This window comes from Streptomyces sp. TE5632 (genome assembly GCF_054061295.1).
Window position 1 is genome coordinate 204218 of sequence record NZ_JBSSEA010000001.1, and the last position, 25593, is coordinate 229810.

Below are 25593 nucleotides of genomic sequence, written 5' to 3' on the forward strand. Positions count from 1 at the left end.
GCAAGGCTCTCATGATTCCGTCATTATGAGCGCCACACACTCTTCAAAGGTAGCGCGCGTTCCAGCCACTCTGGAGATGATCCTCTCACGCTCTGCCGGGCTGAATTGATACCGACTCACCCGTTCCACGTGACGAAATGCAGCGACCTGTCGGCGGTCAAGGCGCTCTTCCCAGCGAACATCCGACAGAACCATTCCCGGAGGGTCGCCCAAAAGGCAACTCAAGCTTCGCTCGACGAGGCTCCGCTCTTCCGGGAATCGCGCAATTGCGATGCCAAAGAATTCCTTCCCTCGCGCACGGACTGCTTGCACGAATTGCAGCTCACTCACGATAGCTTCCCGGTCAGGACCATCACCCCAGACCCGCAATCGAACCCCTCCGGCCACACGGCACAGGTCGAGCCCCACAGGCTGGTCCGGGAATCGCAATGCCCCCTCACCCGTTGCCCGAAGTTCGCCCAATGCGGCGGCCATGTACGCCCAGAGGGGAAACACGTAGTCCCAATTGCGAGTTCCCAGGAGTGGAGCATCACCGATCGTGATCGCGATCGCTCCTTCAACGAGATCGAGATCGGACGCCACATCATCGGCCATTCCGAATGGAACGAACTCACCCGAAGCGGTTTTGATGAAACTCTCCACGACGATCATGTGTCACCCCATGGGATAGAACTGTCCGATTCTACCGCCACTGATCCCCATGGTGTAACGAACGCCACCATAAACGCCTTCCACTTGGTAGGTGTCATGGGTTCCCCTGCTGGAAATCAGACCTCGATTCTGCTGAGCAACGCTGCGGATTGCGCCTTCAACATCCTGAATCGACATGGTCTTCCGGAAGTTGGTCTGAGTTGCTTTGTCCGGTCCTTTTCGATAGGCGGGGTGGTGGCGCTCCAGGATGTGCCGCATTCGCTCTTTGGTGAGCCGGAGGTGCTGGTCACCCATCTGGTAGTAGCGCGTATTCCAACCCTTTAGGGCGTCTCCAATTCCACAGTTGGCATTGTGGACGAGTATCGGAGTCTCGCCCGCGAGTACATAGTACGTGTGGAGGTCATCGACGGTGAGGTTGTACGTGCGAGCGTGCTGCGTGAAGGGCTCGTTGGCCGTGACGATGACGGTGCGGCCTTCGTCGGTGAGCAGGGTCATACCCGACGTGAGGTCGCCGGCTTCTATCCAGCTCTTCTCTGAAGGCGACCAGAACGGGTGCTCGTGTGTCGCCGTGAGCTCTTCTATACCGTCATCGGTGGCGATGGAGAGCGTGTTGAAGTGCTTGTCGTCTTCGGTGCGGATGAGGCGAGTTACCTTGCGGGGGCCCAGCTCGCCGGTTTGCGGGTCGGCCGCCAGTACCTCATCACCCAACTCCACATCCTCGATGTCCTTTGTGGAGCCGTCCGCCATGAGGACATCAGTCCCGGCGAGGAAGCACTTGCATGAGAAGCCGCGTGATTCCTTCCAGGGCCCGCTCGCCGGAGGGTTCCCCTTGCCCCGAAGGCTGTACGGGGTTCCTCCCATACTTCCGACCATGGGACCCATCGAATCGATGGATTCCTCCGAGTAGCGAAGGTCGAAGACGAAATAGCTGTACAGCTCTTCAGAGCATTCGACGTATTCGTAGCAGGCCGCCGCGCCGGCTAGTGCCATGAGTTCAGTGGTCGGCAGGTAACTGTGCATCCGGTCAGCCCGCAGATGTGCGAGGGCTGTGGAGAACGCTTCCTCGAACTGGTCGGGTTCGGGCCCCGGTGCGGCAACGATTTCAAAGTAGGACGGTGGCGGAGAATGACGCACCTGTGAAGAGCCGTATCCGCCCTTTTTGTATCCGACGCTGCTGTATCCGACGTCGTGGTATCCGCCGATCGCGCCGCCGTAGGGCTTCTTACTGCCGGAGTTTCCGGGGCTGCCGGGGTTGCCGCCGCTGACCGCGCTGTTGACTCCTGACTTCCCGGAGGATGTGCTGCAAGTACTGGTGGGGTAGGTGGCGCCGCAGCCTTCTCGGAGGCCGGTCGGGTCCGAGGTCGTGGCGGGGTGTTGGTTGGCGTAGCTGTAGCCGTTGAGGGACTGCGGCTGGTCGAGGCTGAGGAGGGGGTCGACGCTAATGAACTGGCCGATGGCCGGGTCGTATTCGCGGGCGCCGATGTGGGTGAGGCCGGTGGTTTCGTCGTTGGTTTTGCCGAGGAATCCCTTGTCGTCGGGCCAGGGTGTGCCGGTGGGCTTGCCGCGTTCGGCGCCGAAGGGGCTTGTGTAGCGCTTGCTGTAGGTTTGGGTGGCGTCGGCGTTGATCGCCAGGGACATCGTGCCGTGGTGGTCGCCGGCCAGGTAGGTGAGCTTGTTGCTGAGGGTTTCGTTGGAGCGGGTGGCGATGGTCTGGCCACCGGCGGTGTAGTAGCGCTGGGCCCAGGTGGTGCCGTCGGCGCGCAGGTGGAGTTCGGTGGCGCCGGTGTACAGCACCCTCTCGCCTCCGGCGGTGCTGCGGATCAGGAGTTCACCTGAGGCGTCGTAGAGGTAGTCGGTGGCTTTGCCGTTCTCGGTGAGCTTGGCGAGCTTGCCCTCCTCGGACCACGCGAGGTCTTGGATCGCCTTCACGCCAGGGCGCTTGGTGGTGTTCCCGGTTGCGTCGGGGGTGTAGGTCTTCTCGGGACTGGCGCAGTCGTTCTTGGTGGTGGTGCCGGTCAGGAAGTGCGGCTGATCGGTCTTGGTGTAGCAGTAGGTGGTCTTGGCGTCACCGGCGGTCTTGTGGTTGGTTTCCGTGGTGCGCTGGCCCGCCTTGTTGTAGGTGTAGCTGGTCCAGTACGGAGCCGGGCCGGACAGGCTGCTGGTGCTGCGGGCGTCGGAGCACTTCTGGGAGCTGGGTGTCCAGGCTTCGATGAGTCGGCGGTGGCCGTCGTAGGCGAAGCACTGGGTCTCAGCGCTGCTGGTGCCTCCCAAGGTGGTGGGGTCGCTGATGGAGGTGACGTTGCCGGCCTGGTCGTAGGTGTAGTTGAGGTCCTGCAGCATGTAGGGGTGGGTCTGGTCGGTGACGAAGCTGCGGGTCAGGCGGCCGGTGCCTTCTTCGTACCGGTTGTTGATGTATGCCTTCTTGTGCTCTTCGGTGTTGGCGGTGCCAAGTGTCAGCTGCAGGGGCTGCCCGAGGGCGGAGTAGTCCGTTTCGAGGAGGTAACCGGTGGAGCCGCCGACCGAGGTGACCTGCCCGAGCTTGTTGTAGCCGTAGTCGACGATCTCGGAGGGCAGGCCCCCCAGAGCCGGCTCCTTGGTGTACTTGAGGGTGCCATCGAGGTTGTAGGCGCTCTCGAACTCCAGCGTCGCCGGCACACCGGCCTTCACGAACGGATCGCTGGAGGGGAGTTCCAGCTTGCTGGCCACCGGGCGGGACAGCGTGTCGTATTCGGTGATCGTGTCGGTGTACGCCTGGCCGCTCTTTCCACCCACGTAGCGGGTGCTGCTGTCCGGCAGGCCCTTGAGCAGGGCGTCGTAGCCAGTGGCGGTGAGCTGGTTGGCGTCACTCTTGGACCCGGCCCAGGTCCCGGTCGGACGACCGAGGACGTCGTAGGCGGCCAGGATCGCCTTGCCGCGGGAGTCGGTGGACTTGATGGCCTGGTCGAGCACGTCGTACTCGGTGGTGCTCTTCCCCTGGTCCGGGTCTGCGGCTGTGATCTGGCGGCCGAACAGGTCGTAGGTGTAGGACCACTTGGCGTCGTCCGGGCCGGTGATCTGCGTCTGCAGACCGTCCCGGGTGTAGTGGAACTTCGTGGACGCGTAGCTGGTGCCGGGACCGTCGCCGTACTGGGCGTCGGCCGGGGCGCCACCAGCGTATTCACGGGTTTCGAGGGCGCGGCCGCGGATGTCGGTGATGGTGCGGGCAGCGGTGCCACCGTCCAGGGCGGTGGTGGCGGTGGAGTCACCGGTGTAGCTGGTGGTGGTGGACCACTTCTCAACGCCGAAGACATGCAGGGTGGTCTTGGTGGCCCGGCCGGCCCCGTCGAAGACCGTTCCGGTCTGCGTGGGCGCCTGGCCGTATTCGGCGCGGGTGTAGGTGCCGTTGGGGGTGCGGGTGGTGTCGAAGATGTCCGCGTGGGACTCGTACGGGAGGCCACGGGTGTCGTAGCGGGTGTCGGTCAGCAGACGGCCACCCTGCGGTGTCTCCGACTGGGTCTGCAGGGGGCGCAGCAGCGCGTCGAAGATGGCGTAGCTGGTGGTGTAGGTCTCGCCGTCCTTCTTCAGAGTTGAGGAGGACACCCAGGACTGTTTCTTGTTGTCCATGTGGTAGGCGAATTTGGAGCTGGGGCTCTGGCTGGCGCTCGAGCGGTTGGGGAGCCACACAGAGGTGAGTCGGCCGAGTGCGTCGTAGGCGAGTTCGGTCTTTTTCAGGTTCGCGTCGTACGTGCGCAGCGCCTGGCCCCGGCGTGGGTCGAGGAAGCTGGTGGCCTTGTGTCCCAGTGGATTGGTGGTGATGGTCTTGGTGAGCGGCCCGGCGGCGGCCGGGGTGTAGGCGGTGGTGGTCGGTTGGCCGTCCGCGTCGGTCACCTTGGTGAGGCGGCCGAGAGTGTCGAAGTCCGTAGGGGCGCTGCTGGTGATCGTCTGCCAGCTCGGGCTGCCGGAGGCATAGCCCTTGGCGCGGCCGGTCCAGGTGACCAGGCCCTTGGTCGGCTTCATCGACTCCGACCACGTGCTTGCACCGTCATAGCCGACCGCTGTGTCCGCGAGGACGTCACCGCGCTGCTTGTCATCGGCAGGCAGGTCGAGTGCGGTGTCGGCGGTGGAGCATTCCTTGCCGACGGTCCGGGTGCGCGAGACCAGGCTGTTGATGCCGGCATCCGGGTTGCGGGCGTACCAGGTGCGGGTGCAGGTCTCGTCACCGCCCAGGCCCTTCTGCCCGTAGTCGTCGACCTCTCTGACCATGCCCAGGTCGTCGTAACGGTTGGTGACGACGTGGGTGCGCCAGGACTTCGAGACGGTCAGGTAGGTGCTCGCATAGGAGCTGCTGGGACCTGTCCAGCGCGCGATGTGAGCGGCCGCGTCGGGCACCGTCTGCGTGGCGGTGTTCTTGGACGTGTAGTTCGTGTACGAGGTCGAGATGGGCTGGCTGCCGTTGTAGGCGACCTTCTGCAGCATCTGGCCCGAGTACTGGTCACTGTCGGTCAGGGCGGTGAAGTCGACATCGGTATCCATCAACGGCTCGACGCTGACGGTCTTGGTGGTGCCGTCCTTCTTCTTGTCCCCGTGCATGCCCTGCAGGTAGCGGGAGACCGTCTTGGAACGAGTGGTGTCCAGCGCGCCCGCATGCACGGTGACATCACGGTAACCACGCCACTCGGACCAGGTCCGCTCAGCCTTCGGCGTGAACGGATCATCGGCGTAGTGCCACGCGGCGCCCGAGTAGTCGTAGGCGTTCTCGACCGTCTCGTTCTGCCCGGTCGGATCGGCGACACCGACCGCGAGTACACGGTACTTGTGGAACCAGTCCACCGACGCCTCCGTAGCGCCGTTGACGTTCCAGAACTGCGGGTAGCAGGAACGGGTGTTGGAGTCCTGCGCGGCCCCGAGGACCTCACTGCGCTTGCACTCCGGCTCCGACAGCGTCACCCTCGTGATCGCCCCCGTCTCCGAGGTGATCGTCTCGATGCGATGACGCTTGAGCGGCAGGATGTCATCCGTACCGTCGACCCGGTTGGGGCGCAGCTGGTAGGTGAAGGTGACCGGGTTGACGTCGATCGCGGTGCCGGCCTTGCCCGTCCGCTTGATCGACTTGAGGACCAGGACATGGTCGGTGGTGTCCCCGATGTCGCCGGCGTCCTGGTACTCCTGGGTCAGCGCCCACGAGTCGACCGGGTCGTGCTTACTGGTAGTGGCGTTCCACGAGAAGGTGTGGATGCCGGTGAGGCGCTTACGGGAGAAGAAGGTCGGGCCTGCGGCATTGCAGTCGGTGTCACCACTGGTGCAGATGCTGTCGAAGGGGACGTCGGGCCAGTGCTTGGCCGTGTCCTCGGTCAGCTCCGCGCAGTCCGTGACGGTGCAGCGTTCGGCGTGCGAGAAGGTCACCTTCGCATCGGCGTCATCCGTGAACAGCGCGCCCTTGCGCAGTCCGTACTTGATCTCCTTCAGGTAACCACCGCGGACGTAGGAGGCGTTGGCGGTAGCGGCCTTGTTCTTCGGGTAGTAGTTGGATTCCTTCGTGTACCAGTAGGTCGAGGCGTTGCCGCGGGTGTCCTCGACGTAGTCGAGGTTCCACCGCCACGCCTGGGTCAGCGAACGGTCGGCGAAGGTGCTGCCCTTGTCGTAGCCGGGCTCGCCGGAGTCGTCTCCGAAGACCGGTGCCGTCCAGGTGGAGTTGGTGCGCTGGTCAGCGGCCCCCTCGAGCTTGTTCAGGCCGAACACGTACTTCGTGCCGTCGCCGGTGATGACGGTCCAGTACTCACCGTTGTCGTCCCCGTTGTCCGCGCCACTGGAGCGCTTCACCGTGGAGGCGTCATCGTTCTCCAGACGATGGGCGCCGGTGGTGTTGTCCTTGATGATGCGGCTGGACTTGCCGTTCAGGACGAGGAGGGCGTTGTCGTACTTCCAGCAGCGGTCGAAGACCTTGTCATGGCCGTCGTCATCGCAGCTGCCGTAAGTGCGCTCGATGTAGGACTCGGTGAGGGCGAATCCTTCGCCGACCGAGGTTCCCTGGTTGTTGGTGGAGGCGGTGCGTCCGTCGATGCTGCCCGAGTCGTACGACAGGCCCAGGCTCGGTGTCGGGCCGGCCGCGGCCGGGGGCAGGGTGAGGCCGTAGTTCCAGGTGAACGAACCCGAACTGCCGCCCGCCGCCCATGAAGACGACGGCGCGAGTTCGGTTGCGGAGTAGTCGCCGGTCCCCTTGGGCGACTCTCCCGCTCCGGCAGCCATCGCGGTCACCGCGAACACGGTGACACCGGTGAGTTCGCTCTCCGAGGCAAGCTGCGTGGAGGCGCCGGACTTGGTCTCGGCGAGCGGGACCTGTGCAGACACGGTCTGCTGTGCGGAGTCGTTGGCTGAGGAGAGCGGGGTCTGCTTACGGCACTCCGTCTTTGACGGAGTCGTCAGCGTGCAGGCAGGGAGCTGCACGAGACGCAGACGCTCCGACCAGCCGCCACCGATCATGGACGCGAAAGCGCCGTAGTCGACGCTTACTTCCGCCGTACCGGCGGTGTCGGCGCTGGCCGTGAAGAGCACACCGGTGATGCCCGACTTGCGGGCGGCCTTCTGGTCGAGGACCGCGAAGTCCACAGAGCCTGCGGCCGCCGACATGCTCCGACTCTTCACCGGCTGCGCGGCAACAGGTGTTCCCGCAAGATCCACCTCGGCCGCTTTGTTCGCGGAGAGTTTCGTGGTGGCCGTGTCGGGCTTGGGCCAGGCAGCGGTCTGCTCTTCCTTGGCCTTGCGCGCTCGCTGTTCGCCGGCCTTCTTGCTCTCGGAGACCTTCTGGCGCGCCTTCTTCGCGCCCAGGCTCTTGACTTCTTCGACCTTGCTCACGCGGGGCTTGGGCACATCAGGGCGCCCCAGGCCCTGCTCGTCTGCCATGGCGGTCGGCAGCTGACCGACCGGGGCCAGCAGCGCCAACGCCACCGCGGGCACGACGAGGCGTCGCCCCCACCGCCGCGCATTCCCCGCACCTCGCCTTGAGGTGCCTATGCCAAACGCCATGTGTTTCGTCCCCACCCGGTTCACGAGAGTTAGAAGATCGATCAAGTTGTGGCAGCGGCCGGAGAATGCGGCCGCACGGCGGTCGGGCAGCCATTGGGGCTGCCCGACCACCTACTGCAGGTCAGTCGCCCACCGTGGCATCGACCTGCTCGGCACTGGCCATCGCGCCGGCCCACAGGCGCACGTCGGAGATCCGAGCGGGCAGGAAGTGCTTCCAGCCACCGCTCGCGTATGCCTTGCCAACAGCGAACTCGCCACTGCCGATCTGCGCCGTGTACGCCTTGGTGTCGCCGTTCTGGCTGTAGCCGACGTAGAGACTGATCGTGCCGTCCACCGAGTCGTGCACTCCCGTCAGCCGGGCCGCACTGTCGATACTCGCGGTCTCCTCCGAGGCTACTGAGGAGAACGTGCCATCGGCCTTGAGGCGGCCGAAGCGCCACAGCCCTTCCGGCACCGTGACCTCCTCCAGCGTTTCCTCGTCCAGGACGGTCTTCTTCCCGGTCAACTCGAACCACAGCCCCCATGCCGAGCCATCAGCGGTGCGCTGGCCCATGACCTGCCCGACATAGCCGACATCCTTGGCCACCAGCTTCGCCGCATCCAACTGCACCTGCGTCGTGGCGGTGAACGAACCGGTGCCGTCCACCAGCGGACCCGCGACCGTGGCGGCGTCGTCCACGCCGTCCAGCACGATCTCCTCGTTGATGACCGTCGCGCCGCCAGCGAGGGTGAGGCTCCCGCCGTAGCCGGATGTGGTGTCCGTGATCGAGGCGCCGTCAACGCCTCGGGTCGGGTTCCAGTCCGCGATCAGCTCCGTGCCGGCAAACCGGTCCGAGAGCATGAGCCTGGCCTCATCGTGCACTTCCTGCGGGGTCAGTGCGCGCTGCCATACGGCCGGCTCGTCGATGGAGCCGTGAAACGGTTGATACCACTTTCCGTTGGACTGCACGAGACCGATCCTCAGTGGCCCCGATTCTTCGATGGCCACTTCGAATCCCGTACGGACGCCCTTCAAAACACCGTTGACGTAGAGTTTGAGTGTTTTCGTCGGAGCGTCATACGTTCCGGCCACGTGTGTCCAGACGCCTTGAGGAGCCTTCTCCTCGGAAATTTCGCCTTGGTATAGGCCGTCGGTGCTCTTCACGCCGAAGAACCAGCCACTGTAGCCCTGGGCAATCTGGTACGACAGCATGAATGCGGCGTTGTCCTTACCGTCCTGTGCGAGGATCGCCTGACTCTTGCTGAGGTCGTCGAGGCGCACCCAAGAAGCGACGGTGTAGCTTGAGCGTGGTTCCAGCACCGCAGTGCTGGTCGTGGCGTACGCGCTCTGCCCATCCAGTACCAAGCCGCGGTCCGTGAGGGGAGTCTCCAGTGGCACCCCCTGCGCGTCGTGGGTGATCACGCCGCGTCGGCCGCGATCGTCGCGAACCGCGCCCCCGGCCAATGTGACCTCATGCTTGGGGACCCCCTGCGCCGTGGCAGTGTCCTTGGCGACACCGCTTGCCTCGTCGAAGTGCCAGCGCCCCACCGATCCTTGGCCAGCTGCGACGAGGAAGTCGACCGCGTTCCAGGCCCCGTAGCGCCCCACGGTGTCCTTGGCCCGGGCCCACAGCGTGTACGTGCCGGACCGCTCCGGGGTGAGCGGGACACTCACTGTGGCGCCGGTAGCCGTCGGCCAACTCGACATGCCAGACAGGGTGTACTGGTAGGACACGATGCCTGTATCACCGTTCGCGGGGGCGAATTTAAACGTGGCCGCTTGCCCCGGACCGCCCTGTGCCAAACAGGCGTTGGGCAGACATTCCGCATACGGAGTACCGATGCTGATCTTGGGTGCCTTGGGTGCGGTCGGGTCGACCTTGAAGTAGCAGAAGCCGGTGGTGGAACCGTTCGACGGCCCCGACAGATGACTGCTGCCGCTGTTGTAGTACGAGCGGACCCACGCCCGGTACCGGTACAGCTTGCCCTCGGTCAGGGTCGACCAGGAGATCGTCTGCTTCTTCCCGTCGCCCGCATACCCGGTGGAGGGCCGCAGGTCGCCGTTGCCGGCCGGGGTGTCCGACCAGGTGCCGTCGCTGTTCTTGTGGTCGATGTCGAAGTAGACGCGCAGCTGGGCTTCCTTCTCGCCGCCCGGCTTGGTCTGGGTGGTCGCGGTCAGCGACGGGGTGGGGTCGGAGACGATCGACGGATTCGACTCGGTGGTCGAGCACACAGTGCCGGAGCCGGTCACCAGGCCGATCCCGCTCGGCTTGTCCGGGATCCCCACGAAGGAGACTTCGAGGACGGCGTCGTTGCGGAACCGCTTCCACGCGGAGGTGTCCGACTCGTCGTGCGCGCGGATCTCCAGGGTGAGGCGGGAGAACTTGCCCGCCGCGAAATTCTTCACGGTCGGGGTGAGGTTCTCGTCTGTCTCCTCAGGGTTGTCGTTGAACTCGATCGCCGCATCCGGCAATCCCGGGCTGCACAGGTCACCCCGGCCGGCCGACACATGCCGGTCGCCCATCAGGTCCAGCCTCTTGGGCCGTGAGGACCAGGTCGTGGACGACGAGATGTTATTGGTACGCACCAGGTCCACCCAGCGCGGCTCGCACTGGAACGCCCACGGCTCCGTCACTCGGAACGTGGCATCCAGGACGTGCTTGCCCTTCAAGTTCGCCGGCGAGAACTCGTAGTACAGCCGCTGCACGTACCCGGGCCCGCAGTAGTAGCCGTTCCAGGTGCCGCACTTGCCGGCACCTTTGCCCATGTCGTCGCTACCGTTGCCCCAGGCGTAGTCCTCGTAGCCGTCGCTCCGCAGCAGTGTGCGCTCAGCCTCGCCCCACGTCACCGACGGGTCGATGAACAACGGATAGACCGCGGTGTCCTTGGCAGCAAGCAGCTTCGTGTCCGGGACGATCGACAGTGCGTCCTTGGCGACCTCGACGTCCATCTTCGCAACCTGATCCCCCTGCCCCGGCTCCAGGCCCTTACCCGACGGAGCAGCCTCGGCCGGATCGGACGGGGCCGCCTCACTCGCCGTCGCGCGTGCTGCCATGGGAACAGGCGACTGAGCAAGTGCCTTACCGGCCGAGTTCCACATACGCGCGGGCGGGGCCTTGAACACCGTCTGGCCATTCGGGTCGACCGCAGCCAGGCTCCCTGATGCGCCTTCCTGCACCTCAAGCCCGGTCGTCTTCAGACCGAAGGTGAGCTTCTGCAGCTTCCCGCTGACTGCAGCCTCAGGGGTCTTGACAACCAGGACGTGCTGGAAGCTCTCCACTGTCGCGGTAACCCTCAGGTCCACATCCGGCAGCACGTTCGCATACACGGCGCTGGCACCGTCCAGTTTCGGCTCCGGCAGCTTCCCCGGCCAGCTCAGCTCAATCGACCGGCCCCGGTGGGCAATCCGGGCCAGTGGATCCTCCTCACCACCACCGGAAAACACGATCTCGGGTGCTGCACCCTTGGGAGCAACCGAACCGTCCTTACGCATTTCCAGGGCCGGATCCGGGGCCTGCCAACCGCCACCCCGTTTGGCCACACGAACGGGAACCGATGACTCCTGCAGCGTGAAGGTATAGCCATCGGGGTTGGCGTAGACCGTCGTGCGCTCGGAGCGCTGGCCCACCACCTCCACGCGCTTGCCCGTTTCCTGAGCCTCGGCAAGCGCCTTCTGCCCCTCCGAAAGTTCTGCGGGCTCCGCGGCTGGGGTGACCGCAGCGGCGACCGACGGTTGCACCAGCACCGTCAACAACGCCGCCACCACGGCACCGCTCACACCCGACGTTCTTCGAGACGCCCAGCCTCTTCGGCGCGTTTTGGGCATGGCTTCGCCACCCACCCCGAGCTCCACAGTCCCCACCCCAGAGTTACAAAAGTCTTACAAGTGCCGAGAGTTAACGATGATCACTCGACGGGGTCAAGGGGGTTCGGCTCACGAAAACCCTCTGACCTGCCCAGATCAACCCAGTTGCCTGGTTTGACACCCCCGCAGCAAGTTACAGGAGGGTAGCGTGACGTAACCATCTTGGCGGCTGCCAGGGCCAGCACAGCCAGAATCCTTTGACTCGATTCACGTGGAACCCTTCGGACGCCTCTGCTCCAGTCGGACGGAATCACTCCCCTACCGCATCCAACCGGCGACTGGCAACCCCCAACTTCTCCCATGAGAAATAACCCTGCGTAACCGCATATCCGTGAGGCGAAATTCATCTCCGCGCATCGGAGGAAAATCCACGCCACGCAGCGGGGAATCTCAGAATCTGAGACAAACCCATCGCACCCGAACAGCCGCTGAAGCCGTGCGAGGGGGAGGCGGCCTCACCGGATGAACCCGGACAGAACGCGATCATGCAAGAGAACCTGCGGCTCTGCCCGCGCACGATCTTCCGGATGGTCCGCTCCGTGACGCCGAACTCGGCGGCCAACTCCAATTTTGCTGGTCAGATGGGTTTCTGACCACTATTCACCGCCCCCGCCCCGAGACGCTCAGGGTCACCGTCGCATCGAGCGCCGGCGGGTTCTCGATGTCACTCGAAATGCACAAACAGAACGAGGCGCATTCCAGCGGCTGGTACGTCGGAGGCATGCCGTCACGGCCGTAGACGTCCGGGCTGGACTCGCACACGCCGCCGCACTCGACCAGGGCGCGCCCCGTCTGTCCGTCCAGCGTCACAGCGCCGCCCGCGGGGACAAACGAAACATGGAAGTACGAGTGCGGGTTGCACCGGTTGAAGTCGGCGACCTCGTCACAGGTCATGCCGTCCTCGCCCTGCTCGTAGATCTCGACCGTCAGGTTCCGCAGGTCGCTCGACCCGGCTCGGATCGTGACGATCGGAACATCGGAGCTCCAGTTCGGGCGGCTCGTCAGATCCAGTTCGTAGCAGGCTCGTTCCGCCGCGAGCGGCACGCAGAAGCAGGTGTTCAGGGGCGTGCCGGGCAGCGGCGGCGTGCCCGCCCTGCACAGCGGATCCGCGCACGCGGCCGTCGGATCGACACAGGCCGCGAACCGGCAGCCGCCGGGACAGTCCTCGCCCGTCGGGTGCACGCACCAGTCGACACAGGAGCCGTCAAGGTCCACGGGCGGGGTGACCTCCAGCACCGGCACGGGATCGGTCCACAGCCACGGCACCGCGGCCGTCATGACCCACTCCACGGTCAGGATGTCCGCGCCGGCCTGGCACTCACCCACGGCGCAGCCGTCGCCAGCGCGGGCCGTCACCCGAGGGCCGTCCACCAGGGCGACCCGGCGCAGCGTGCGCCGGTGCCGCTCGTTGAAGGTGTCCGCTTCCAACTCCGCGCCGGGGCAGCAGTTGTAGACCGTCAGGCAGTCGCCGTCGCAATCGCCGCTCGTGCAGCCCTGGAGGACCTGGCCGAGCCAGTGCAGCCCGTAGTCCACACCGCAGCAGGTCGAACCGAGGACGAGCGCGGTGACCGTGATCGTGCGGGGCAACGCCCGCGCCGGACCGATCGCGCCTCCCCCGGCGAGCCCGCCCGTGACCGTGCGCTGCACCGGATGGTCGTCCAGGCCCTCGACGTTCAGGACCATGATGCCGGCGAACTCGGCGCTCTCCGGGACGTCCGGGTCGTACCACGGCGCGGGACTGTTCTCGTCGTCCGGCGTCGTGTACGGCAGGTCACCCACGATCTCCGGGCCGAACGTCGGGCAGCCGCAGCCGCTGTAGCTGGTCAATGGCGAGCCGACGGTGTCGAGATACGTCGTCAGCCGGCTGTGGTTGACGACCTCCACGCCGCCGTACCCCAGGTACCACTCGGTCGCCATCAGCCACCCACTCCTGCCGCGAGCACGAACCGGTTGAGGACCCGCTGTGCCGTGACGCGCGCGTCGCCGACTTCCCGGATCTCCCAATGGTGGTTATGGATCACGTCGCCGCCACCGTTCCTACCGCGCGCGAGCGCGGCAGGAACGGCACCGTCGACCACGTCGCGACGCATCCGCTGGCTCCGGGTGAGAGGCACCACGTTCGCACCGTCGAGAGCCGCCCCCAGCTCGGGCATATCGGACAGCTCCGAAGACACGCCGCGCACCATATCCCGCGCGGCCGACTGAGCAGCCGCCGCCAGCGCGGCCATCCGCCGCACCAGACCGACGTGCAGCCCGGCCCCCGTCATCTCACCGATGCGCCTCATCACGTGCGAGGGGCTACGAATCTGCAGGGCCTGCCGAATGCTCTTCTGCATCGCTTTCGCGATCTGGAGCATCAGCTTTTCGATTTCCTTTTTCTGCCCCGCGAGCCCCGCGAGGAAGCCCTTCCCTGCGTCTTTACCGAGGTCGTACAGGACGTCAGCGCTCGTTTCACTGAACGTGTTGGTGGCATTCGAAAGGTCGCGCTGCAGGCGGTTGATCCGCTTCAGGGATTCCCGGCTCGACGAGGCCAGCATGCGGGCCATTTCGGCGCCCTTTTCGGGCCCCATCCCGATGATGTCCCGCAGGAGGTCCTTGCGGAGTCCCAGCTTCGCGAGCTTCGAGATGTCCGCGTTGAACTTCTTCACCCTCTTCAGGGCGTCCTCAAGCCCGACGGCGATCGTCTTCGCGTTGAAACCCTCCTCCCCCTGGGTGAGGTTCTGGAGACTGAACGCGCCAATGGTCGAGTCGTACGTACGGTTCGCGAATTCGATGGCTTCATCGATCCGCTTCGCCAGGGCTTCGCGCTGCTTTGCGAGCGTCTGCAGACGCCGGTTTCCCCTGTCGATCATCGCGACAAGCCGGTCGTCGAGTTTGGTCTTCTTGCCCTCGAACGCCTTGGTGATGCTCTTCGCGACCTTTTCCGCCGTCGCCTTGATCTGCGCCACCGTGCCCGTCAGGCCCTCGATGAAGCCACGTCCCGTGTCCCGGCCGATCTGTGCGAAAACCTTCGACGGCGAGGAGATACCGAGGGCACTCTTGGCGCTGCTGACCGCATTGGATACAACCTCCCTCGCGGCCGAGGCGATGTTCCCCGCCATCTCCCGGACGCCGTTGATCATGCCCTGGATCAGGTCACGTCCGGCCGAGACGAGCGCGTCCTTCGCGCCAGACAGGGCCGCCCTCGCCTTGCCGGGCAGTGCGCGCACCTGGGTGACGACGTCACTGACGAAGGTCCGGGCCGCGGTCAGGGCCGAGGAAGCAGCGTTACGGATCGGTGTGACGATCGAGCTGACGAGCGACGACAGGGCCGCCAGGGCTCTGCCGGGGAGCTGCCGAATCCAGCTGATGATCCCGTTGACCAGGTCGGGGATGATGCTGTTCCCGACGAGAACGTTGTACAGGTACTTGAAGCCAGCGATCGCGGCGTCCACGAACCCCGTGATGAACGTGACGACGCCGGTCAGGGCATTGATCAGGCCGCTGAGCCCGGCGACGATCCCGCTGATCAGCGGCACGACGAGGTTGATGACCGACCAGCCGAGGAAGGCCGCGGCAACCTGGAGGATCGGCCCGGCGAGGCTGACGATCGTCGACGCGAGCGGGACGAGCGCCTGGACCAGGCCGAGGATGGGCTGCAGGAGCGGGATGATCGCCGCGACGATGGCGTTGAAGGCGGCGATCAGCGGCGGCAGCGCCGGCAGCAGAGCAGCGATGATCTGAGCGACCAGCGGGGTGATCGCGACGACGACCTGCACGATCACCTGGGCAAGCTGCGCAAGCAGCGGAGCGAGGCCCTGGATGGCCTGACCGAGGGCCTGGCCGATCGCGACGCCGAGCGGGATCAGCGCCTGCAGCAGCCCGGTGAAGGCCTGGGTGAGCGGCGGCAGGATCGGCAGCAGCGCGGCGGCCAGCTGCGCGATGACCGGCTGGAGGACGGCCGCGATAGTCGTGAAGGCCGGCGCGAGCAGCGACCCGACCGTACCGGCGAGCTGACCGATGATCGGCAACAGCGGCGCCAGGGCAGTGATGACCTGCCCGATGGACGCACCGAGTGGCCCGAGGGCGGGGCCTAGGGCGGCAAGCCCTTCCGCCAGCGCGCTGCCGAGGGTCGCCAGGCTCGGGGCGATCGCAGCCACGGCAGGGCCCAGGCTGTTGACCAAGTTGGTGATCGCCGGTCCGAGGGCCGTGAAAATCGGCTGCAACGCTGGCGCGATAGCCCCGACTTGAGTGACGAGGGCCTGAAGGATCGGCATCAGCTGCGCGGCGATCGTCCCGACCGTCGCGAAGATGTTTCCGATAGCCGCCTGGCCGTCCTTGCTGTTGGTGAACTCCTCGATCTTCTGAGTGACCGCCGTCAGCCGGTCGAGGAGTCCCGCCCCCGACTCCTCCCCGGCCTGGAAGATGCCGGACAGAGCACCCTTGACGTTGCCCGCGATCTCCTTGAGCTGCTTGAAGACGGCGACCGCGGCGGACACCTTCTTGACGGCCTCTCCGGACTCGGCGAGCCCGCTGAGGTAGGCGCCGAACCGCTTTCCTGTGCGTTCGATCGCGCTCCCGGCCTTCTCCCCGAACGCCAGGGACACCGCGGCGGCGACGTCGGTGAGCCCCTGGAGAACCGGCGCCATGGCCCCCGAAAGGCCGCCGAGGGCCTTCTGTGTACCGGTGAGGATGGCCGTCAGGTTGGTCTTCGCGAAAGGCGTAGCGGCCCACTTCAGCCCGGCCGACGCCGCCTTACCGAACGCCCCGGCAATCCCGTCGAGTTGCTTGCCCAGAGGCGAGAGGTTCTTGACAGCCGGCTGGATGTCGTCAGCGAACTTTTTGAACAGGGACTGCTGAAGGGACTGCTGCAGATTCCGGAGCTGCTGACCGAGGGGGCGGATCGCCTTCTGCGCGGCCGGGGCGAGTTCCTCCAGCCCTTCGGAGAACTTCTCCATGTCGCCCTCGAGCGCCGCACCCAACACGTCACTGACGCCCTGGAGCCCGAGCTTCAGCACGTTCATCGCTGCCGCCGCTCCGAGGAGCGCGGCAGGCAGGGCAGCGACGATCCCGCCGGCCGGGGCAATAGCCGCGGTGAAGGATCCGACAGCGCTCGCCGCCCCGGCCGCCGCGATACCGACCGCGCCGAACTTCAACAGGCCGACGAGACCCTTGCCGACAGTGGCCGCGATGCGCGAGAGACCCGCGAGCGCCTGCCGGAACCGGTTGACGTCGGGCTCGACACGGGCTGTGACATCAGGCGCCCGGTGCGCCCGGATACGGGCGTCGAAGCCGTCCAGGTCGGGCACGACCCGGATCGGGATTTCGATGCCCGCCAGGAGCGCCCGCAGCCGCTCCTCGAAACCGGTGACGTCCGGCGCGACCGGGATGTTGAGGGAGTCCAGCGACCGCAGCCCGTCCAGGAGCTGGGCGTCGAAACGCCGCAGGTCCGGCTCCACCCGGACCGTGACCGCCGCGGCGGACAGGCCCCGCTGGATCTGGCGGCGCATCTGCTCGCCGATCCGGCGAGTGGCCCGCAGCAGCGCCCGCTGGATACGCAGACCAGTGGCACGGGACTCGGCATCTGCATCGGAGCCGTCGAGGTCGATCCGAATGGTCGCGCGACCATAATCAACATCGTCCTCGCCGGCCATCGGGCAACCTCACAGAGGAGTGCGGTTGCCCGGCCTACCACCAGCGGCAAGTCCAGATTATCCGCTTCGACCCGATCTGAGCTGGGCGTCCTGGGCCGCCATCTGCGCCATCAGGGCCTGCGCCCCCTGGAGCGTCAGCTCCCCGCGCTGCGGCTGCTGCTGCGCCCGCTGCCCGCGAGAGCGCCGCAACGCCTTCGGTGGCGCGTACAGCTTGGCCTCAATACGCCTGCGCTCCGCATCGTCCTCCGCGCTCGCGTACATCGCCTGCTCTGCGGCGTTGATCAGCGTGCGGAGCGTCCAGCGGTGCGGGTCGATCCCTTGGAGCGCGAGGTGGCCTTCCCAGGCGTCCCAGCCTTCCGCGACGCTCGCGAGGATCCGCTGGACGGTGTAGTAGGGCGGTCGTTACCGCCTCCGTACAGCTCGGTCGTCCACTCCATCAGGTCCATCAGGACCCGGTCCGGGACCCGCATCGACGCATCCCGCGCATGGGCCGTGCCCCCGAGTTCGGCAGCCTTCTCTTCGGCCGCCACCCTCGTGCGGAAGTGCGCCACCACCTTGCCGCCCTTGACGACCTCGAACCGCAGGAACCGTTCGGCGGACTCCGGGGTCATCAGCCCCGCAAGGAACTCACGCATCCCGCCGTAGACCTTGCGCAGCGTGCCCGGATCCATCTTGGCCAGCTCCTCCTCGCCGCCGAGGGAGGCCTGCGCGTCCTGCACCTTCTGATAGCCGTCGAGGAACTCGTCCCCGAACACCTCCGGGACGAACTCCAGCGTGCCCAGATCACCGAGGGTCGCAACATGCGGCTCGGTACGGACAGCGAAATCTCTTGTAGCCACGGGTATGCCCTTGTCTCCCGCGCGATCGCCCGGCCCAAAACCAGCGGCGTGCCGGGCAAGAGTAGCGACTTGGCCAACGGCCCTGTCGTCAAGCCTCGTACGCCACCTCACCCCGTAGCGTGTTCGGCCATCCATGCGTCTCATGCAGGCCAAAGGACACGACACTCCGCCAACCCGTCCTGTGCGGCTGGACACCACAGGTTGCGTCTGCCACAACTTCTCACTGTCGCAGCTGCGTTCCACTCACGGCCCCGGGAGAGCCCGATGTCTACTGAGCCGCCAACATCCCCCACCCAACCCACCGGGCAGCCCGGGGGACAGAACCCGGACGCCCAGAACCAACCCTCGGGTGTGCCACAGCCGGCGCCAGATGCCGGTCCAGTCTTCGGCCCCCAGCCGGGGAACCCCACCGTATGGGTGTCGCCTCCTGACCCAGATCGGTACGCACGCGAACAGTCTCAACTGGCGCGTGACGCGCTCGCTGTCGCGCGCGAGGCTAACCGGTCAAGCCGACGGTCGAATCGCATCGCCATCGCCTCTTGTGTCGCGACAGCCGTACTGGCTGGGATGGCCCTCTACCCACAGTTCCAGACCAATAGCAGAGATCAAGACGAAGCCGATGACAAGAAAAGCGTCGAAGCCGGCTCACCTGTAAAGCTCTCCCCTGGAGAGAGTTTCAATTACTCAGGATGGTGGGTCACCGACAAAGACCTGGGCAACGAGCGCACAGGGGACGTATTCGACACGACAGTGTACGACTTCGAGAAGCCGTCATACGCATGGCTGTTCAAACACTGGACGCCTCTCAACTGGGCAAGCGCTTCCGTCAATACCTTGAGCGTGCACGAGAAAACTACGCTGGTGCAGGGAATCGAAATCAGTAACCTCAAGTGCGAGAAACCCATCTCTCGGACCATCCTGGCTTCCCCCGGAGTCGGAAGCGGCGGAGATCTCACACCCCCGGCTGAATACGCCGTGGACATCGAGGCCCCGAAACCTGCACTGCGGAAACTCGTAAACAACCGGCCAGGGGACTTGGCAGAAAACCTGACCCTGGAGCAGGGCGATCAGCGCACAATCCAAATCTCCTTCTTCTCGGCAAAGCGCACCTGCACTTTCCAGGCTGCCCTGAAAATTTCCTCGAACGGGAAGACCCATAAAGTCAAATTGCCCTCACTCTGGGGATACGAAGAAGAGCCCACCAGCTACACATTCCACGTCTCGCCTCCACCCGAGGATCACACCTACGAGTCCTACTACAAGGCTGCGTACATTCCTGAAACTGCCCTGCATCCGCACATCACATCTATCCCCACAAGGCACGTTGCCTGGAACGAGGAGCGCCCGGAGTACGTAGGCCCGCTTCGATGACTTCGGGCAAGCAGAGGGGCCCCGTGGCACTAGCCTCAGGGCCTCGCCGCACGGTCCCAACCCACCCAGGTCAGACCGCCTCAACTATCGCACCGGCCAGGCCCTCACCGGCCGAGGCGCAGCGCCTTTGCCATGAAGTTGTTCGGCCTCGTACCCGGATGCCGGGCGTATGCGGCGAAGACGACTTCGCCGCCCCCTTCGAACCTCAGCGCCTTGGCGCGGCGAGGGCGGATGACGTGCGGCCGCGTCCCGTTGAGGACGAAGTGCGTGGCCGGGTGGTCGCACGTGATGACGCCCTCCAGGCCTCGGGGCCCGCTCTCGATGTGCCAGTCGATGTAGTTCCCCATGCTGCCGGGTGCCAGGCCTCGCGCGATGCCAGCTGTCCGGCTGGTGCGCGCGGCGAGCCGCCGCTCGGCGATCCCGCCGCGCAGCCGCAGGAACCGGGCTAGGCGGCCCTGCTCGAGCCGTACGTCAACACTCACGACGAATCTCCTTCCGGGCACAGACAGGACGGCAACGCGACGGTAACCCGCTGCTCGACGCCAACGCACCCGCCTTCGGGGCCGAGGGTGCGCTGCGCCCCGATCACGAACGTTTGGCCGCGCCGGGCCCCGCTGGTCGACGGGAAACAGCAGAGGAGCGCGTTCCAGATCGCCGCCGCGTCCACCGCGAGAATCCGTGCAGCAGTCGACTGCTCCTCACAGGTCGGCGGGCACCCATTCTCGCTGAAGGTGGGCGCACACCTCAGCAGCGTGATGACGTACTCCGCCGCGGTCCTGACGGGCAGGCAGTTCTTCGCACCGAGGACGTCGCGCGTCTCCTGCGGGAAGCTCGACGTCGGCACCATGCCGGCGAAGTTGACCGTGAGCTGGCCAGGAGTCTCGCCACCGTCGCAGTTGTCCCAAGCTGGCGTGCCCGGCACGACGCACGACGTGCAATCAGGGCAACCAGGCTGCCCCTCGACCGCCGCCGCGGTCTCCGCGAGGGTCGCGCACACGCACGCAAGCAGCTTCTCGGCCGTCTCGTGGATCACGAGGAGGTTCAGGGCCATGTCGTCGTCCTCGGCCGCTTGAAGTCCGGCGAGTACACCCGGGACGGCGAGTCGAGCCGGTACGGGTTCACGGTCATCAGCCACAGGTCGACGAGCGGCAGCCCGGTACGGCCCTGGCTGTAGATGATCTGCAGGTCGGGCATCTCCAGATCAACGCCCTGACGGCTGTACCGGACGATGTTCCTGTTCGCCTTGCAGCCGCACGCGCCGTTACCGCCGCAGCCCTTGAGGAGATGGCAGGTCAGTTCGGACACCGCCGCGACCGCGGCCTCGTCGACCGGCAGGCCGACCCGGTACGTCACGGTGAACGTGTCGGGCTCCCCCGACGCGGCCGCCATGTCCTGGCAGTCCGGCCAACAGCCGCCACCAACACGCACCAACCGGCCCGCCGCATCGACCCGGTACTGCTCCGGCCCGAGGACCTGGCCGCCGATGTCGACGGACACCACGTCGTACACCGGGCCCGGCAGGTACACCTCGCACAGCTCCCCGCACGAGCAGTCCGACCGGCACCCGCACACACTCGCGTTCCGCCACAGCCCATCCATGCCGATGTACGGAATCCACGGCCCCGCGCCCGAACTCGCCTGAAACGATACGAACCCTGTGGAATCCAGGCAGGCCCGCCTGCACGGCCGCACGGTGACCGGGCACGGGCCGATCCGCCGGCCGGACAAGGCAAAAAGGATCCGCGAGGCGACGAGCGTCCAGCGCTCGAGGTCCTCCTCCGCGACGTTCTCAACATCGCAACACAACCTGGTGGGCCACGCCTCACACGGGCCTGTCTGGAGCGACATCAGCGCCTCCGCAGCTCGTATTGGGACGCCTGGGGAAACTGGCTTCGGATGACCCGGCCGACCTCGCCGTTGGCGAAGCTGTCGGGCATCGTCGACAGGAACGGGGTGGAGCGGTCGAAGCGTGGCCCGCGGTGCAACACCTTCACGTCCTCGATCCGCTCGCCCCCGATCTCGTTCAGCACTCCGAAAGCTGTCCGCTTGTGCAGCACCGAGAGATACCGGCCGACGCCCAGGGCACGCAGCATGCCCTCTTTATGAACTTCGAGCGGCACGTGCAGTTCGTACGACAGCGGGTCCGGGTGCCCGTGCTGGATGAGGAGGTCTCGGGTCTCCTGCATGCCGCGCAGGTACTGGCCGGAAGCGCGCGCCGCGTAGTACGTCTCGACGTCGCGCACGGGCCCCCGATGCAGCACGGGCATCTCGTCGACCCGCTCCATGACGAACATGTCGTCGTTGGCGTACAGGAACGGGTCGCTGATCTCCGGGTGCTCGCAGGCCAGCCACATCGCCGCCGTGGTGTTGGCGTACTTCGTGCCCGTCTGCCGGGTCGGGACGTGACGCACCCCGGCCAGCCAGACCGGCTTGTACCCGATGATCCACACGTGCCGGTGCGGGAGGTTCGCCGACCAGGAGCGCAGCGCGTAGCGGAGCTGCTGGTTGACGGGACCTTCGCGCACCGGCACGACCAGGTCGAGGTCGGTCACGGTCAGGACGCCAGGCAGAGACCACCGGTGACCGGCACGTACTCACAGGTCGGCTCGGGCGGCTGAACTGTCGTCACGAACATGCGCCGGTGGCAGGTCGGGCCGAGCGGGGTGAGCAGCGGGCCCGCCGTGTTGGCCGCGTCCTGCGCCATGACGTCGTACGGTCCGGTACCCCAGCCGCCGCCCGCCCGGGTCGCGCCGGTCATCTGCAGCTCAACCGCCTCGGAGCCGACCTCCAAATCACCCAGCATGCCGTTCGTCACCCAGGGCAACAGGAAGTAGATCCACGCGCCCTCGCCCTGTCCATCGGCCGCGCATGCGTCCGTATTGAGAACCTCCGCCCAGAACTCCAGCGCGAAACCGCTGTTGCACTGCAGCGAGCAGTCGTCGTAGCCGATCGGGTTGCCCGCGTAGTCGTAGACCACCGGGTTACCCGTCGTGATCTCCAGGAACTCGGGCGATACGGAGAAGAAGTTGATCTCCACGTCGTACCCGTTTAGCGAGCTGCACCCTCTGCGGTAGCCACACTGCCGGCCGTTCGCGGCCTTGTAGGTGACGTCCTCGCCTTCCTCTACGTTGGGGTTTGTCGAGATGCTCGCCAGGCAGTCAAAGACGAAGGCGTTGTCGTCGCCGCAGACCGGGCGGCCACAGGCATCGACCCTCGTGATCCTGACCACGTCCAGGTTTGCGATCAATGGACACGACATGGGCGTCAAACCTCCCTTGAAGCAGGAAGGCCCGGCCCAGAACCAGCGGCGCTACATCGCTAGCATAACTAGGACATAGCGCCACAGGCTGGGGCGTCACGTGTCGTCAGGCCCGTAGGGTCGGATGGTTGTCCACGATGTCGAGGACCACGGGCAATACGCGCCCTGGGAAGTACTCGAAGCCGCGCACCGGCTTCTCCCCAGCGTCTCGCAGGGCCGCCTTGATACAGCCCTCCAGTTCTGGGGCGACCCCGCCGGGCAGCTTCTCGTGCAGACGCACTACCTGCTCGAATCCGTCCTTCTTGTGGCGGCTGAGGCGGGGGCGAGGGTTGCCGGAGGTGACTCCGAATTTCAGCACGTCGAAGACGTCGTCGACCACCGTGTAGAAGACATCCCAGGCCCGGCCGCGACAGATGCGGCACAGGCCCTGCCCGGCCACGAGGTTGTGCGGCCTCACCGCTACCTCATGGCCCTCGATGCATCGCACGAGCACCTTCGTGTCCGAGTTGACGTAGGAGCCGAGCGCTTCTCCGCCGTACTGCTCGACGAGCATCAAGAAGGTGGCCTCAGCGACCCGGGGATCCTGACCGGCACACGTCCGGCAGATGCCAGTGCCTCTCAATACGTGCCCCGGGGTGACGCGGTTCTCGTGGCCCTTGGGGCAGCGGACGAGAACCGGGGTGTGCCTGCTGACATGGTCACCGAGCAAAGTCCCGCCCAGCTCGGCCACGCGCTGTCGGAATGCCGCCGCGGAGAGGCCTGGCGCCCTGCCCGCACAGATGGCGCAGAAGCCTCCGCCCGAGTTGACGTAGCTGGGCCACGGGCGGCACTCGTGGCCCTTGGCGCACAGGACACGGACAGGTGTGAGGGCGGTGACGTAATCGCCGAGGACCGTGCCGCCCTGCGCCTCAACGGCTGCCCGAAACTTCGCTTCTGACGCCTTTGGGTCCTGCCCGGCGCACGTCCGGCAGATGCCAACGCCTCGCGTAGTGCTGGTCGGCATCGGATAGCAGTCATGCCCGTGCCGACACCTGCAATGAACCTTCGTACGGGCGTTGGCGTACTCGCCGACCACTGTTCCGCCTTGCGCCTCTACGGCGGCCCGGAACTTCGCTTCGGCCTGGATCGCGCTCACGCGTCGAGGGCGCGGGATCCCTTCGTGTGACGGCGGAGATGCCGTAACGTCGGTCAAGTCGACTTCCTATCAGTCGGCTAGCCCTCGGGAATTGGCGCCCACCGCCGTACCCCGAGGGTGAAGTGTTTCCGGTCCCCATTCTTCCGGAATGCGCCGCTCACCGGGGTGTAAATCCGCAGGCCACGGCGGGTGTTACGAGGTTGTCGAGGAGTCGTCAACTCTCGTCGGCAGGTCCCATGTAGCCAGACATCTGCCGCGCGACCTCCTCCGGGAACCCGGCGGTCAGAAACGCCTGGTAAGCGGCCCGGGTGCGGGCCTCGTCCTCCGCCGCGATGCGGGCGAGGTGCTCCTCCCGCTCCGCGGCGAGCTCGTCGGCGCGCTCCTGGTACTCCTCCTCGGTCACCAGGCGGCCGGGTTTGGCGAGCACCGGCTCACCACCGGTCGTAGCGAAACGGCCCACTGAGCCGTCGTCATAGATCACGTAGTAGGCGTCGGTGTCGACGTCGCCGGGGTCGGCAAGGGCTGCAAGCATGTCGGCTCCTCAGACGGTCAGATAGTGATCATCAGGGCTCGGATGAAAACTTGGATCCGGTTGTAGGTGGCGCCCCCGCTGCCCCGGCCGATGGTGACGGGGAAGTTGATCGTCGCGGTGGCGCCCGGCGCGAGGGCCGCGGTGTGCCGGAAGACCTTCGTGCTCTGGACGTGCTGGTCGATGATCGCCGTCGTGCCCGAGTTCCGGAAATACGACATCTCGTCCGTGTCCTGGCCGGCCGCTGCTCCGGCGCCCGCCGGGAGGTCGAAGTCGACGTCGGCCTCCCGCTCGACCACGACCATGACCGGCCGGCACGGGTTCGGGTTGGTCACCTGGAACGTGAACGTATCCGCCACCACATCGAACCCGGCGGGCACCACGGGGTTGGGGTAGTCCCGTGCCTCGGACAGCTGGTCCCAGTACACCGAGGAGCGCGGCTCGCCTCGCAGGACACCCGTGGAGTCACACACCACCGCCGTGCCGTTGACGTCCGGATCGCACGCGTACGGCCACGTCGCGGTCCTGACCGCGAGCGGCGCGCTCGTGGTGCCGTCCCCGGTGAGGCCGCAACCGGTCTCCAGCGGCTCCGGGCCGGGGACCAGGAGACCGCCGTCGCTACCGAACTCCAGCGTGTTCCCCGCGTCGGTCGACGGACGGGCGGCGATGACGCCGGTGTCCGGGTCGTAGTCGATGCCATCCCCGGCCGACAGACACGGGCGGACGTCGTCGCAGGAGATCGCACCCGGGGTGACCATGAGCCCGCCAGGGCCGCAGGTGAGGGCGTTGCCCGGGGCTGGGTCGATGACCGGGGCCGCGGTGAGCGGGGCGCCAGTGGTGCCGTCGCCGGTCAGCGCGATGCAGTCGCTGTCCTCCGTCACCAGCGGCGCGGCGGGCTCGGCGGCGATCTCCCCGGTGGCCGGGTCGTACGCGATCCCGTCCCCCGCAGACAGGCACGAGCGGACGTCGGCGCACTCGACGTACAGGCCGTCAGGGCCCGCATGGACGAGGTTGCTGCCGCCGCCGGGCGGAGCCGGGTCAAGGACCACCGCGGCACTCACGTTGTACGGGCTCCCGGGCGTACCGGTGCCGGTCAGGGTGAGGTCGACGGTCGAGGTGTCGGTGACCTCCAGCTCGGTGGGCGTGCCCGCGTCGGCGCTGATGGTGTACGGGGTGGCCGCGCTCCCGTTGCCGGTGACCGTGGTCCCGGTCCCGGCGACGACGCGGCAGTTGCAGGGCGCAGGGCCGCAGCACTTAGCCATGTGAAGCTCCCGAGGGAAGGAGTCGTGCCCGGCCCACAACCAGCGGCATCCTGAAGAGGTTGGTCAGG

General features: G+C 66.3%; 15 protein-coding genes. 1 reads left to right on the plus strand and 14 read right to left on the minus strand.

All coding sequences use genetic code 11. The features are described from left to right. Positions 1–9: 9 nt before the first annotated feature. The 6 genes from ACVW19_RS01005 to ACVW19_RS01030 all read right to left on the minus strand — a co-directional run bounded on the left by ACVW19_RS01005 (position 10) and on the right by ACVW19_RS01030 (position 17969). A complete protein-coding gene (locus tag ACVW19_RS01005; RefSeq protein ID WP_457455633.1) occupies positions 10–651 on the minus strand; it encodes a hypothetical protein in 642 nt (213 codons plus the stop codon). Between the two features lie 3 nt (positions 652–654). Further along, positions 655–7584 (minus strand): polymorphic toxin-type HINT domain-containing protein, encoded by a 6930-nt coding sequence (locus tag ACVW19_RS01010; protein ID WP_457456044.1) that lies wholly within the window; start codon positions 7582–7584, stop codon positions 655–657. 190 nt (positions 7585–7774) lie between these two features. Next, complete coding sequence (locus ACVW19_RS01015) at positions 7775–11458, minus strand: LamG domain-containing protein (RefSeq protein WP_457456045.1); 3684 nt, start codon at positions 11456–11458, stop codon at positions 7775–7777. A 639-nt stretch (positions 11459–12097) separates the two neighbouring features. Beyond that, positions 12098–13414, minus strand: coding sequence for a hypothetical protein (locus ACVW19_RS01020; RefSeq protein ID WP_457455635.1), 1317 nt, complete (start codon positions 13412–13414; stop codon positions 12098–12100). Then, a complete protein-coding gene (locus ACVW19_RS01025; protein ID WP_457455637.1) occupies positions 13414–17130 on the minus strand; it encodes a phage tail protein in 3717 nt (1238 codons plus the stop codon). The genes ACVW19_RS01020 and ACVW19_RS01025 overlap by 1 nt, the downstream gene beginning before the upstream one ends. A 281-nt stretch (positions 17131–17411) precedes the next feature. Further along, on the minus strand, positions 17412–17969 hold the full coding sequence (locus tag ACVW19_RS01030; protein ID WP_457455639.1) for a hypothetical protein: 558 nt from the start codon (positions 17967–17969) through the stop codon (positions 17412–17414). Positions 17970–18536: 567 nt separating this feature from the next. On the opposite strand from ACVW19_RS01030, the gene ACVW19_RS01035 reads away from it, so the two are divergent. After that, the gene (locus ACVW19_RS01035; protein ID WP_457455641.1) at positions 18537–19340 is read left to right on the plus strand and encodes a hypothetical protein; all 804 of its coding nucleotides are present in this window, start codon (positions 18537–18539) and stop codon (positions 19338–19340) included. A gap of 104 nt (positions 19341–19444) precedes the next feature. On the opposite strand, the gene ACVW19_RS01040 is transcribed toward ACVW19_RS01035, so the two are convergent. From ACVW19_RS01040 to ACVW19_RS01075, 8 genes are all read right to left on the minus strand, one after another. Continuing rightward, complete coding sequence (locus ACVW19_RS01040) at positions 19445–19822, minus strand: hypothetical protein (RefSeq protein ID WP_457455643.1); 378 nt, start codon at positions 19820–19822, stop codon at positions 19445–19447. Continuing rightward, entirely contained in the window at positions 19819–20391 is a 573-nt protein-coding gene (locus ACVW19_RS01045) for a hypothetical protein (RefSeq protein WP_457455645.1), read from the minus strand. Before ACVW19_RS01045 ends, ACVW19_RS01040 begins: the two co-directional genes overlap by 4 nt. Continuing rightward, a complete protein-coding gene (locus tag ACVW19_RS01050; protein WP_457455647.1) occupies positions 20382–20867 on the minus strand; it encodes a hypothetical protein in 486 nt (161 codons plus the stop codon). Before ACVW19_RS01050 ends, ACVW19_RS01045 begins: the two co-directional genes overlap by 10 nt. A 320-nt stretch (positions 20868–21187) precedes the next feature. Then, positions 21188–21892, minus strand: a complete 705-nt coding sequence (locus ACVW19_RS01055) for a hypothetical protein (RefSeq protein WP_457455649.1) — start codon at positions 21890–21892, stop codon at positions 21188–21190. A 2-nt stretch (positions 21893–21894) separates the two neighbouring features. Then, a complete protein-coding gene (locus ACVW19_RS01060; protein WP_457455651.1) occupies positions 21895–22587 on the minus strand; it encodes a hypothetical protein in 693 nt (230 codons plus the stop codon). A gap of 118 nt (positions 22588–22705) precedes the next feature. Next, positions 22706–23734, minus strand: coding sequence for a hypothetical protein (locus ACVW19_RS01065; protein ID WP_457455653.1), 1029 nt, complete (start codon positions 23732–23734; stop codon positions 22706–22708). 214 nt (positions 23735–23948) lie between these two features. Continuing rightward, a complete protein-coding gene (locus ACVW19_RS01070) occupies positions 23949–24266 on the minus strand; it encodes a hypothetical protein (RefSeq protein ID WP_457455654.1) in 318 nt (105 codons plus the stop codon). Between the two features lie 17 nt (positions 24267–24283). Beyond that, complete coding sequence (locus ACVW19_RS01075) at positions 24284–25525, minus strand: hypothetical protein (protein ID WP_457455656.1); 1242 nt, start codon at positions 25523–25525, stop codon at positions 24284–24286. Between the last annotated feature and the right edge of the window lie 68 nt (positions 25526–25593).